General features: G+C 71.4%; 8 protein-coding genes. All 8 read left to right on the top strand.

The features are described from left to right. Positions 1 to 9 precede the first annotated feature (9 nt). From ABZ906_RS13165 to ABZ906_RS13130, 8 genes are read left to right on the top strand one after another with little or no spacing between them, the layout of a single operon-like run. On the top strand, positions 10 to 1,347 hold the full coding sequence (locus ABZ906_RS13165; RefSeq protein WP_361381475.1) for a nucleotide sugar dehydrogenase: 1,338 nt from the start codon (positions 10 to 12) through the stop codon (positions 1,345 to 1,347). After that, complete coding sequence (locus ABZ906_RS13160; protein WP_361381278.1) at positions 1,337 to 2,599, top strand: glycosyltransferase family 4 protein; 1,263 nt, start codon at positions 1,337 to 1,339, stop codon at positions 2,597 to 2,599. The genes ABZ906_RS13165 and ABZ906_RS13160 overlap by 11 nt, the downstream gene beginning before the upstream one ends. Continuing rightward, positions 2,596 to 3,963: a Wzz/FepE/Etk N-terminal domain-containing protein gene (locus ABZ906_RS13155; protein ID WP_361381275.1), complete on the top strand. Its 1,368-nt coding sequence runs from the start codon at positions 2,596 to 2,598 to the stop codon at positions 3,961 to 3,963. The genes ABZ906_RS13160 and ABZ906_RS13155 overlap by 4 nt, the downstream gene beginning before the upstream one ends. Further along, on the top strand, positions 3,960 to 5,495 hold the full coding sequence (locus ABZ906_RS13150) for a Wzz/FepE/Etk N-terminal domain-containing protein (RefSeq protein ID WP_361381272.1): 1,536 nt from the start codon (positions 3,960 to 3,962) through the stop codon (positions 5,493 to 5,495). The genes ABZ906_RS13155 and ABZ906_RS13150 overlap by 4 nt, the downstream gene beginning before the upstream one ends. A 3-nt stretch (positions 5,496 to 5,498) precedes the next feature. Beyond that, positions 5,499 to 7,427, top strand: coding sequence for an asparagine synthase (glutamine-hydrolyzing) (gene asnB, locus ABZ906_RS13145; RefSeq protein ID WP_361381269.1), 1,929 nt, complete (start codon positions 5,499 to 5,501; stop codon positions 7,425 to 7,427). A gap of 32 nt (positions 7,428 to 7,459) precedes the next feature. After that, on the top strand, positions 7,460 to 9,646 hold the full coding sequence (locus ABZ906_RS13140) for a bi-domain-containing oxidoreductase (protein ID WP_361381266.1): 2,187 nt from the start codon (positions 7,460 to 7,462) through the stop codon (positions 9,644 to 9,646). Further along, positions 9,643 to 11,637, top strand: a complete 1,995-nt coding sequence (locus ABZ906_RS13135; protein ID WP_361381263.1) for an alginate lyase family protein — start codon at positions 9,643 to 9,645, stop codon at positions 11,635 to 11,637. The genes ABZ906_RS13140 and ABZ906_RS13135 overlap by 4 nt, the downstream gene beginning before the upstream one ends. Positions 11,638 to 11,645: 8 nt before the next feature. Continuing rightward, entirely contained in the window at positions 11,646 to 13,169 is a 1,524-nt protein-coding gene (locus ABZ906_RS13130; protein ID WP_361381260.1) for a right-handed parallel beta-helix repeat-containing protein, read from the top strand.

The raw sequence follows: 13,169 nt of genomic DNA, 5'->3' as shown, positions 1-13,169 counted from the left end.
AACTTCGCGATCATGGTCAACGGCCAGCAGGCCGGCGCGATCAAGGCCGAGAACTGGCGCGCCTGGAACTTCTCGATCGTCGACCTGGCCAGCATGGGCCACGAGGTCATCGGGGTGGACGTCAACCAGGTGAAGGTCGACCTGGTCAACGACGGCAAGGCCCCCGTGGTCGAGGAGCGGATCGGCGAGCTCACCGCCGAGGTCGTACGGAGCGGGGCGCTGCGCGCCACCGTCGACGTCCGCGAGGCGATCATGGGCAGCGAGGTGTCGCTGATCTGTGTCGGCACACCGTCGGAGCCCAACGGCAGCCTGTGCACCACGTATTTGGAGCGGGTCACCGAACAGATCGGGGCGGCGGTGGCCGAGCGGGGCGGCCGGCACACCGTCGTGTTCCGCAGCACCATGCTGCCGGGCACCTGCCTGAACCTGCTCGTACCGATCCTGGAGAAGGCCGTCGGCGGCACCGCCGGGGTGGACATCGGGGTCGCGGTCAACCCGGAGTTCCTGCGCGAGGGCACGAGCGTGCGGGACTTCTTCGACCCGCCCAAGACCGTCATCGGCGAACTCGACCGGGCCAGCGGCGACGTCGTCGCTTCGCTCTACGACAGCCTGCCCGGCGAGACCTTCAGGGTGCCGGTGCCGACGGCCGAGGCGATCAAGTACGCGGACAACGCGTTCCACGGCCTCAAGATCGGCTTCGCGAACGAGCTCGGCGCGGTGTGCCAGGCGCTCGGCGTGGACTCGCACCAGGTCATGGACGTGTTCCTGGCCGACCGCAAGCTCAACATCAGCCCCGCCTATCTGCGGCCCGGCTTCGCCTTCGGCGGCTCCTGCCTGCCCAAGGACTTACGCAGCCTGGTCCACGCGGCGCAGCGCGCGGACATCTCGGTGCCCATCCTCTCCCACGTGCTGCCCTCCAACGCGGACCATCTGCAGCGCGCGGTGGAGCTCGTCGAGCGCACCGGCAAGCGCCGGGTGGGCCTGTTCGGGCTCTCCTTCAAGCCCGGCACCGACGACCTGCGCGAGAGCCCGCTCGTCGAGCTGGCCGAGAGACTCTTCGGCAAGGGCTACGACCTGCGGATCTACGACGCCAACGTCAGCCTCTCGCGGCTGATCGGCGCGAACCGCGAGTACATCGAGACCCGCCTTCCGCACCTCGCGCAGCTGCTCGCGGACTCCGTCGACGAAGTCCTCGACCACTCCGAGGTGTGCCTGGTCGGGACCAAGGATCCGGCCGTCCTCGCGGCGCTGCCCCACGGGCAGGCGCCGGTCCTCATTGATCTGATCCGCCTACCCGACGCCGAAGCGCGCCGGACAGAACCGGGGTACGTGGGCCTTGCTTGGTAACGCAACGAGCGGCGGCGGGCCTGCCCGTCGCGCGCTGATTTTGGTGGAAAACCTGTCGGTGCCGTTCGACCGGCGGGTCTGGCAGGAATGCACGACACTGCGCGACGCGGGCTGGGACGTGCACGTCATCTGCCCGCAGGGCACCAAGAGAGACACCGAGCCGGAGGTCGAGCTCGACGGGGTGCGGATCCACCGCTACCCGCTGCGCGCGGCCACCGGCGGGCCGTCCGGCTATCTGCGCGAATACGGCTCCGCGCTATGGCACACGGCACGCCTGATCCGCAAGGTCGGCCCCGTCCATGTGGTGCACGCCTGCAATCCGCCGGACCTGCTGTTCCTGCCGGCCCGGTGGCTGACGCGGCGCGGCGCACGGTTCGTCTTCGACCAGCACGACCTGGTGCCCGAGCTCTACCTCTCCCGGTTCGACCGCGGCGAGGACCTGCTCTACCGCGCCGTGTGCGCCCTGGAACGGATGACCTACCGGGCCGCGGACATCGTCATCGCCACGAACGAGAGCTACCGGGACGTCGCGGTGAGCCGCGGCGGCAAGAAGCCCGGGGACGTCTTCGTGGTGCGCAGTGCGCCCGCCGTCGAACGGTTCCAACCGGTGCCGCCCGAAACGGAGTTGAAGCGCGGCAAGAAGCATCTGCTGTGCTACCTCGGCGTCATGGGACCGCAGGACGGCGTCGACTACGCCTTACGGGCCCTGGCGAAACTGCGCGACGAACTCGGCCGGACCGACTGGCACGCCGTGTTCGTCGGCTCCGGCGACGCCTTCGACGCGATGGTGGAGCTGGCCGGACAGCTCGGTCTCTCCGACCAGGTGCAGTTCACCGGGCGCATACCGGACGCCGACCTGGTGCGCTACCTGTCCACCGCGGACGTGTGCCTCTCGCCGGACCCGCGCAATCCGCTCAACGACGTGTCGACCATGAACAAGGTCCTCGAATACATGGCCATGGGCCGGCCGATCGTCTCCTTCGACCTGCGGGAGGCGCGCGTCTCCGCCGGTGACGCCGCCGTGTACGCGCCCGCAAACGACGAGACCGCATTCGCCAAGCTCACCGCGCAGCTCCTCGACGACCCGGACAAGCGTGCCCGGATGGGCAAGCTCGGCCAGGAGCGGGTCGGCGGAGAGCTCTCCTGGCAGAACTCCCAGAGATCGCTGCTCGCCGCGTACGCCGCTGCCTGCCTCGACCGCACCCGTGTCGGTGGCACCCCGATCCGGAAGGGGAGGAGGCGGCACCGTTGAGCGACGACACGATACGTCTGGTCACCATCGGACGGATCTTCCGCAGGCGTTGGCGGCTGCTCGCCGTCATCACCCTGGTGGGCGCACTTCTGGGCTTCGGCGCCTCGGTGGCGGTGTTCCCGCCGCGCTACACGGCATCGGCATCCGTACTGCTTCCGGGGGCGTGGGAGGAACGCGAGCTCCTCACCCAGGTCAATGTCGCGACCAGTTCGTCGGTCGTCGACCGGGCGGCCGACGCGCTCGACTGGACGGGCGGCGACGGCAGCGAACTCATCGACCAGGTGAGCGCCAAGGCCGCGGACGGAAACATCGTCGAGATCTCCGGTACGGCCGAAACCCCGGAGCGCGCGCAGCAACTGGCCGACCGGGTGGCCAAGGAGTTCGTCACCTTCGCCACCCGGGTCGCGGGCGGCAGCACCGACCCCGCGAGGGCTTCGGGGCCCGAGGCGCTGCGCAAGAAGGTCGCGGAGACCAACCGCCGCATCACCGAACTGGCCAACGCGGCCGACCCGGGGCAGACCGTGGAGAGCGTGCAGGCCCGCACCTCGCTCGAGAAATTGCGCACGTCGCTGGAGGAGGCCATGAAGAAACTGGAAGAGGCCGACCCGGCGACCGGCAAGGCCGGCATGGTCGTCATGGGGCCCGCGGCCCTGCCGACCGGCGAGGCACCGCCGACGAGGACACAGCTCATGGCCGGCGGGGCGGTGCTGGCCCTGCTGGTCGGGGTCATCGCCCATCTCACCGCGGCCCGGTCGAACCGCCGGCTCCGCACCGGACCGGAGATCGCCGCGGCGCTGGGCTCCACGCTCATCGGCACCGTCGACGTGCCCGGTGGACGGGCCGCGCACCGGCCCGGGGGCGGTGGCCCGCGGGCCTGGACCCGCCGGTTCCTCGGCGTCGACACCCGCTGGGACATACCGACCCCCCTGGCGTCCGACGAGGCCGGCAGACAGCTCCGCTACCGGCGCGTGTGCGCTCGTATCCGGATCCAACTGCCCGGATCGCGCGGGCTCCTCGTGGTCGTACCCGACGGCGACGAGATCGGCCGCCGTGCCGCCGAGCAACTCGTCGCCGAGGCCAAGAACGATCCGCGGATGCGAATGGTGGACGTCCCGGTGAACCGGCCGATGGTGCCGGACCGCGACACCGAGTCCGGCGCCCTGGTCGTGCTCAGCGCGGGCAGTTGGACCGCGGGCGAGCTCTCCGGCATCGCCGAGGCATGCGCGGACGGCAGGCATGAGGTCGTCGGCATCGTCGTCGCCGGCCCCGTCCGGTCCCGCTCCTCGCGGCCGGCCGCCCAGCCCGAGGAGAACGCCACTCCCGTGCTCGCGGCGCGCGGCCACGCGACGGGAGGTCCGGCGTGACGACGAACACGACCGCGGAGCCGTCGACGACCGCTCCGCTCCTGAACCTTCAGGCGCTGGTGGTGTCGGTGCGCAGGCGCCGCCGCCTCTGGTGCTCCCTGGCACTCCTCGGGCTGCTGCTCGGCGCCTCGGTGGCGGTCCTGCGACCGCCGGCCCCGGCGGCCATGGCCAAGGTGCTCGTCGCCCATCAGGACGACCAGCCCAACGACACCGGAACGCTGATCCGTACCGACGTAGAGGTGCTGCAGACCACGCGGATCGCCGACAAGGCCCTGAAGACCCTCAAGTCACCCATGAAACCGGAGGACTTCCTCGAGGAGTACCGGGGCACGGGCGTGACCAACAATCTGCTGCAGATCGACGTGACGGCCGACAGCGACGCACAAGCGGTCGACCGGGCACAGGCGTTGGCGGACGCGTTCGTCGCGGACCACGTGCGCCGGATGCAGGCAGCCGCGAAGGCCGAGTCCAAGGCCCTGCGCGACCAGGGCGACCGCATGCGCAAAGAACTCGCCCGGGTCAACAAGACCATCGGCGGCAGGTCACCGGAGGCCGACCAGGGCGACCCGGAATCGTCGGCGACCATGGAGTCGCTCTTCGCCCGCCGGGCCGAACTCACCTCCCGGATCGCCGATTTCGACCAGCGCGCCGAAGACGCGCGCATGGGCACACCCCGCATCATCGCCGGCACGCAGATCGTGGACGACCCGCGCGCGGTGCGGCACTCCCTGCCCCTGGCCGTGGTCACCAACGCCGGGATCGGGCTCGCGCTCGGGCTCGTCCTCGGGCTCGCGGTGGCCGCGGTCGGTTCGGTGGTCGCGGACCGTCCCGTCCTGCGCCGGGACATCGCCGCGAACCTGGGTGCCTCGGTCATCGCGGAGCTGCGCCGCGTGCCCCGCAGGCCGATCGGACTGTGGCAGCTGCGACGGACCCGTGCGGCCCGTGAACGGCTCATATCGACCCTGGCCCGCACCGTGCGTGACACGTCGGAATCGGTGTCGCTCCTGGAGCTCGGCTCCGCGCACACCACGAGCGTGATCGCCCTGGACCTGGCGAAGGCGCTGTCGCAGGAGGGGCCCGTGGTCATCATCGACGACCTGCCGGCCCTCCAGCGCGCGGGCCGCGGCCAGGAGCCGTCAGACCCCGCCGTGGTCAGCGCCGATCGTGCCGCGACCGTCCCGCACCAGACGCGCCGGCTCGGGGTCGGCTCGGTCGCGCCCGGCACGGCGTGGACCGGCCTGCAGGACCTCGGTTCCCAGACCGTGCTCGTCGTGCGCGCCGGACACGGCAGCACCGCATGGCTGCACACCGTGGCGCGGCAGCTCGCGGACCTGCTCATTCCGGTGATCGGTGTGGTGCTTGTCGACCCCGACCCGCGCGACCGGACCGACGGCACCCTGTGGGACGGCCGGCACACCGCGCTGCGCGGCCACAACGAACGCCTCGCCCGGCAGAACGCGGCGGGCCGGCAGCTGTCGGAGCGGCCGTCGAGGGCAGTACGAGTCCCGGACAGCGACCAGGAGGCGCGGTAAGACATGTGTGGCATCGCAGGCACCTACAGATGGCCGGACGGGAAGGTCGTGACCGACCGGCTCACCGATGTCCTCGCCCACCGCGGACCGGACGCGGCGGGGCGGTACGGCCACCCCGCCGGTGACGGCGAAGTGCAGCTCGGGCACCGTCGCCTCTCCATCATCGACCTGTCCGAGACCGGCGCCCAGCCGATGGTCTCGGGCGGTCTCGCCCTGACGTACAACGGCGAGCTCTACAACGCGCCCGAACTGCGTGCCGAACTGGAGGGCGCCGGGGTGCGCTTCCGCGGTACCTCCGACACCGAGGTGCTGCTGGAGGCGTGGCGGCGCTGGGGCACCGACTGTCTGCCCCGGCTGCGCGGCATGTTCGCGTTCGGGATCTTCGACGAGCGGACCGGCGAACTGACGCTCGCCCGCGACCAGCTCGGCATCAAGCCGCTGTTCCTGCTGCGGCGCGGCGAGGGCCTGGTGTTCGCCTCCGAGCTCAAGGCGCTGGCCGCCGTGACCGGCGGATCGCTCCAGGTGGACGACGCGGCCCTTGTGGCTTCGTTGCTCTACTACTGGGTGCCGGACTCGCGTTGCGCGTTCCGTGAAGCGGAGAAGCTGCCGCCGGGCAGCTGGCTCAGGTGCAGGGCCGACGGCCGGGTGGAGCGCGGGCAGTTCTGGAACCTGCGCGATGTCGCCGCCGAGGGACAGGAGCGGGCCCGCAGCGGCGAACTGCCGGATCTGGCCGCCGTCGTCGAGGAGTCGACCCGGCAGCACCTGCTTGCCGACGTGCCCGTGGCGACCTTCCTCTCCGGCGGCCTCGACTCCAGCTACCTGACCGCGCTCGCGGCCCGCGACCGGCCCGGGATCTCCGCCTACACGATCGGATTCCGGGCCGAGGACGCCAAGTTCGAGGCGATGCCGGACGACCTGCGCTATGCCCGGCAGGTCGCCGAGCAGTTCGGCGTCGACCTGCACGAGATCGAGATCGCCCCGAACGTGCTCGACCTGCTGCCGCAGATGACGCACCACCTGGACGAGCCGATCGGCGACCCCGCCGCGATCAACACCTTCCTGATCTGCTCGGCCGCCAGGGAGGCCGGGGTCAAGGTGATGCTCTCGGGGATGGGCGCCGACGAGCTGTTCGCCGGATACCGCAAGCACCTGGCCAACGTGCTCGCGCTGCGCTACCAGCGCGTCCCGCGTCCCCTGCGGCGCGGCCTGACCAGGGCCGTGGACCGGCTGCCGGTCGCCACCGCCCGCCAGGGGTTTCGTTCGGTGCGCTTCGCGAAGCGGTTCCTCTCCTTCGCCGATCTTTCGGAGGAGGCCGCGTTCCGGCGCAGCTACACCATGTACGACCAGGACGAGCTGCTCGCCCTGGTCAATCCGGACCTGGCCGGGACGGTCGACGACGTGCTGACCGAGCACGCGGACGTCTACGAGGACAACGCACTCGATGACTTCGTCAACCGCATGTGCCTGGGCGACGCCCGGATGTTCCTGCCGGGCCTGAACCTCGCCTACACCGACCGCTCGAGCATGGCCGCGTCGACCGAGGTGCGGGTGCCGTACGTGGACGTCGAGGTGGTCAAGGCGGCGTTCGCCGTGCCCGGCGACCGAAAGATCGCCGGACGGCAGGGCAAGGCCGTCCTCAAGGAGGCGGCCACCTCGATCCTGCCGCGGGAGATCGTCTACCGGCCCAAGGGCCTGTTCAGTGCCCCGCTGCGGGCCTGGATGAGCCGGGACCTGGCACCGCTGGTGCGCGAGGTGGTCAACGACGGAGTGCTCGTCAGCTCGGGGATCCTGCGCCGCGACGCCCTCGCGCGCATGGTCGCCGAGGACGCCGCGGGGCAGCGGGACTTCTCCAAACATCTGTGGCATGTGCTGACCCTCGAGTACTGGTATCGCGGCGCGACCACCGGCTCCGGTCAGAGACAAGCGGCTTGACGGCGTTGGAAGTTGAAACAAGAGGAGCTCGGGTGAAGCAGGTTGTGCAGAACTACAAGAGCGGCGAACTGGCGCTGCTCGACGTCCCGGCGCCGGGGTGCAAGCCGGGCGGTGTCCTGGTCCGCAGCGCCTACTCGCTGATATCCACCGGTACCGAGCTCATGAAGGTGTCCGAGGCCGGCATGTCGATGGTGGGCAAGGCCCGCTCCCGGCCCGACCAGGTGGCCAAGGTCGCGCAGAGCGTGGCCACCAACGGCGTGCCCGCCACCTACCGCAAGGTGATGGGCAAGCTGGACTCCTACACACCGCTCGGCTACTCGCTGTGCGGAGTGGTCGAGCAGGTCGGCGCCGGGATCGACGACGTGAAGGTCGGCGACCTGGTGGCCTGCGCCGGCAACGAGCACGCGCTGCACGCCGAGCTCAACTGGGTGCCGAAGAACCTCTACGCCCCGGTGCCCGACGGCCTCGCGCCGCGGCACGCCGCCTTCGGCACCGTCGGGTCCATCGCGATGCAGGGCGTCCGCCAGGGCGAGCCGCAGCTCGGCGAGGTGGCCCTCGTCATCGGCCTCGGTCTGATCGGGCAGCTGGTCGTCCAGCTCCTGGCCGCAGCGGGAGTCCGCGTCGTCGGCGCCGACCCTGACCCGGCCCGCTGCGAGCTCGCCGAGCGCCTGGGCGCCGTGGCCTGCGGCGATCCCGGCTCCGCGGCCGTGGAAGCCGCCGTCGCCGAACTCACCGGCGGGCACGGCGTGGACCAGACGTACCTGGCCGCGGGCGGCGGCAGCAACCAGCCCGTCGAGCTGGCCGCCCGGCTGAGCAGGGACCGCGGCCGGGTCGTCGACATCGGCAAGTGCCGTCTGGACCTGCCGTGGAACGCGTACTACGAGAAGGAACTCGACGTCCGGTTCTCCCGCTCCTACGGCCCCGGGCGCTATGACCCGGAGTACGAACTCGAGGGGCGGGACTACCCGATCGGCTACGTGCGCTGGACCGAGCGCCGCAACCTGGCGTGCTTCCTCGACCTGGTGGCGCGCGGCCGCGTCGACGTGGAGCCCCTCATCTCCCATGTCGCCGGATTCGACGAGGCCGTCGAGACGTACCAGAGCCTGAAGGACGGCGAACTGAAGGCCGTAGCCGTGCTGTTCCGCTACCCCGAACAGACGGTGGAGGCCGAGGCCCCGGCCGTGGCCGTGCCCCCGGTGACCGTCAAGCCGGGCCCGGCCCGGTCCGTCAGGACTCCGGTGCGTCTGGCGTTCGTCGGCGCGGGCAACTACGCCACGTCGATGCTGCTGCCGCACCTGACGGGGCGCGAGGGCGTCGAGCTGTCCAAGGTCGTCACGACGACGGCGCTCTCCGCGGCCAACGCGAAGCGGAAGTTCGGCTTCACCGAGGCCACCACCGATCTGGACTCCGTGCTCGGCGACAAGTCCATCGACGCGGTGTTCGTGGTCACCCGGCACAGCTCGCACGCCGAACTGACCAAGAAGGCCCTGCACGCGGGCAAGGCGGTGTTCGTCGAGAAGCCCCTGGCCCTCACCGAGGACGAACTCGCCGGTGTGCTCGCGGCGGTGGAGGAGTCCGGCAACGACCGGCTCCAGGTCGGCTTCAACCGCCGGTTCGCTCCGCTGCTGCAGGAGGCCAAGGAGCGGTTCGGCGCCCGTACCGGCCCGGCGAGCCTGCGCTATCTGGTCAACGCCGGCCGGTTGCAGCACGGCAGCTGGTACCTCCGGCAGAACTCCGAGGGCTCCCGGTTCGCCGGTGAGGGCGGGCACTTCATCGACACGGCGAGCTGGCTGCTCGGGGCCGACCCGGTCTCGGTGTACGCAGCCGCCACGTCCGGCAACGACGACCTGCAGATCGTCCTCGGCTACCCCGACGGGTCCACGGCCACCATCAGCTACGTCACAACCGGTCCCGGCAGCTTCCCCAAGGAGACCCTCGACCTGATCGCGGACGGCAAGGTGCTGCGGCTCGACGACTTCGTGCGCGCCTCGGTGTACGCGGAGGGGGGAGTCGGCCGCAAGCGGTGGGTCAGCTCGCGGCTGCCCAAGGCCAGGGACAAGGGCCAGAACGCCGAACTGGCCTCGTTCATCAAGGCCGTGCGCACCGGCGGGCCGATGCCGGTATCGCTCGAATCCCTGGTCGCCACCACGGCGGCCACCTTCGCCGTGGAGGCCGGCCTGGCAGGCGGCGCACCGGTGGCATTGACGAGGACGCGATGACCACGAGCGCGGGCTGGTATTTGCGGCGGCTGTCCCGGATGCGGCCGCAGGAGGTCGGCGGCCGGGTGGGCGACGCGGTGCGCAGACGGCAGTGGCGGCGCTCGGCGCCGCCCGCCGGCCCGGACGTCACGGGCGCCCGGTTCACCGCCGTCCTGCCCGCCGGGACGATCGCCGCCGTGCCGCCGGACGCCGCGAAGCGTCTTGTCGCCGAGGCCGACCGGCTGATGGAGGGGCACGCCACGTACTTCGGGGTGGACCGCGACGACATGGCCGCCCCGGACTGGTGGTACGACCCGAAGACCGGGCGCCGCGCTCCGTGGGGCTACGCCTTCGACGTGCCCTACCGCAGCGAGGACACGGTCGGGGACATCAAGCAGATCTGGGAGCCGTCCCGGCATCAGTACCTGACCGTGCTCGCCGCCGCCTACGCGGTCACCGGGGACGAGCGGTACGCCGAGCGCGTGGCCGCGCACCTGCGGTCGTGGTGGGAGGTCAACCCGCCGCTGCGCGGGGTGCACTGGATCAGCGGCATCGAGCTGGGCATCCGCCTGCTGTCGTGGGTGTGGGTCCGCAGGCTGCTCGACGGCTGGCCGGGCGCGGCCGCTCTCTTCGAGGACAACCCGGTGGCGCTGCACCAGATCTGGCACCACCAGCGCTGGCTCGCCGCCTTCCCCAGCCGGGGTTCGTCGGCGAACAACCACGTCATCGCCGAGGCCGCCGGGCAGTTCGCGGCAGCCTGCGCGTTCGACTGGTTCCCCTCGTCGGAGGGCTGGCGGGCCGACGCGCTGCGGTCCCTCGAGCGGCACCTCAAGAGCAACACCTTCCCCTCCGGCCTCAACCGCGAGCTGGCCACCGAATATCACGGGCTCGTCCTCGAACTCGCTCTGGCCGCCGTGGCCGAGGCGGATGCCGCCGGTGTGCGGGTCCCCGCGTCGATCCGCCTCGTCCTGCTGCGGATGACCGACGCGCTCGCGGCCGTCGTGGACAACCGGCTGCGGCCACCGCGCCAGGGAGACGCGGACGACGGGCACGGTCTGGTCGTGGACGGCGCGGGCACCGAACGCTGGGGCTCGCTCCTGGCCACCGGGGACGCGGTGTTCGGGCGGCTCGCCTGGTGGCCCGCGGTGACCGGCACCGATGTGCGCACGCCGCTCCTTGCCGCGCTCATCACCCCGTACGCGAAGAGCGGGACCGCCCGCCCCGCGAGCCGCCCGGCGCACTTCGCCGACGCGGGCATGACCATCCTGCGCGCGCCGGGGGAGATCTGGGCCCGCTGCGACGGCGGCCCGCACGGCTTCCTGTCCATCGCCGCGCACGCCCACGCCGACGCGCTGTCCGTGGAGGTCAGGCACGACGGGGTCGACGTGCTCGCCGACCCGGGTACGTTCTGCTACCACGGGGAGCCCGAGTGGCGGCAGTACTTCCGCTCGACCCTCGGCCACAACACCCTGCGACTGGGCGGCGTTGACCAGTCCGTGTCCGGCGGCCCGTTCCTGTGGACCCGGCATGCCCGCACCCGCGTCCTGACCGCGGACACGTCCGGCACGTCCGACGCCTCCGACGGCGGCACGGCCCGCTGGTGCGCCGAGCACGACGGCTACCGGCGCGCGGAGGGCGCCGTGCACCGCCGCCGCGTCGAACTCGACGCCACCGCACAGGAGTTGCGCGTCACCGACGAAGTGCACGGGCAGGGCAGGGCCGCGCAGCTGGCCTTCCACCTCGGCCCGGAGATCACCGCGGACCTGACGGGAAACCGGGCCGTGCTCACCTGGACCAGGGACGGCGAGGACCGCTCCGCGGTGCTCGACCTGCCCGGCCGGCTGAACTGGCGCGCGCATCGCGGCGAGAGCAACCCGCCGCTCGGCTGGTACTCCGCGGGCTTCGGGCGCAAGGAACCCGCCACGACGCTGATCGGCACCGGCTTCGCGGACGGCACGCAGGGGTTCACGACCGTGCTCCGGTTCCGGGGCCAGGGGGCAGGAGGACGGTGACGGTGGGGATGAAGTGGCGGAGCCGGGCGTTACCGGTGGCGGCGCTGGCCGTCCTGGTGGCGACCGGCTGCGACGGCTCGCCGGGCGACCGGGCGGAGCCGACCTCCGCGCCGTCCAAGTCCGGGGCCGGGGCCGCCGTGGCCCGGGTGTGCGCCAAGCCCGCGGCCGGGCCGGCGCAGGCACCGGCGGGCGCGGTGACGGTCGACCCCAAGAAGGTCAACGACCTGGCCGCCAAGACCAAGAGCAGCCCCGCGAACACCACGTTCTGGCTGCGGCCCGGCACACACCGGCTCGACCCGGACCGCCACGCCCAGGTCATCCCCAAGAAGGGCAACCGCTACCTCGGTGCGCCGGGCGCGGTGCTCGACGGCCGGAAGAAGAACCAGTACGCGTTCGGCGGCGACGCCCCTGACGTCACCGTCAGCCACCTGACCGTGCGGCGTTTCGTCGCACCGCACGACCAGGGCGTCGTCAACCACGACTCGGCCGACGGCTGGCTGATCGAGCACTCGAAGATCGAGAACAACTCCGGCGCCGGACTCATGGCCGGTGCCCGCCAGCAGGTCCGCGCCAACTGCCTGCGCGACAACGGCCAGTACGGCATGAACGCGTACAAGGGCACGGGCCCCCTGCGCGACCTGGTGGTGGAGGGCAACGAGATCACCGGCAACAACACCGGCGACTGGGAGAAGCGGCGGGAGGGCTGCGGCTGCACCGGAGGCGTCAAGTTCTGGGCCGTCGACGGCGCCGACATCCGCGGCAACTGGGTGCACGACAACCGCGGAACCGGACTGTGGGCCGACACCAACAACAACGACTTCCGGATCGAGAACAACGTCCTCGAAGCCAACGACGGTGCCGCCCTGATCTATGAGACCAGCTACAACGCGGTCATCCGCAAGAACACCATCCGGCGGAACAACTGGGTCGAGGGCCGCAGGGAGGCCGCCGGCGGCGACAACTTCCCCTTCGCGACCCTCTACCTGTCCGAGTCCGGCGGCGAACCACGGGTCCGGGCCCGCACGGACAAGATCGAGGTCTACCGCAACCTCCTGGAGAACAACTGGTCCGGGATCACCCTGTGGGAGAACGCCGACCGGTTCTGCAACAGCCCCGCCAACACCTCGTCCGGTGACTGCACGCTCCTCGAGAAGAACACCGACCGCTGCGCGCGGCCGCAGATCGCCACCGCGCCGCTCTACACCGACTGCCGCTGGAAGACCCAGCGGGTGGACATCCACACCAACCGGTTCGTCCTCGACAAGTCCGTCCTCAAGTGCACGGAGAGGTGCGACCGCATGGCGGTCCTCGCCAACTACGGCACCTATCCGAAGTGGTCGCCGTACAAGGGCGAGCGGGTGGCCGACGCGATCACCCACAAGCAGGGCAACCGCTGGCGCGACAACGTCTACATCGGACCGTGGAAGTTCGTCGCCCACGACCCGAGCCGGGTGCTCGACTTCGGCCAGTGGCAGGGCGCGCCGTACGAGCAGGACGAGAACAGCACGATCCGTGTCCGGGACGGTGATTGA

Source organism: Streptomyces sp. NPDC046925, assembly GCF_040644915.1.
GTDB lineage: Bacteria > Actinomycetota > Actinomycetes > Streptomycetales > Streptomycetaceae > Streptomyces.
The sequence above is the reverse complement of the archived record's forward strand: the minus strand, read 5'-3'. Positions and strand labels throughout refer to the sequence as shown.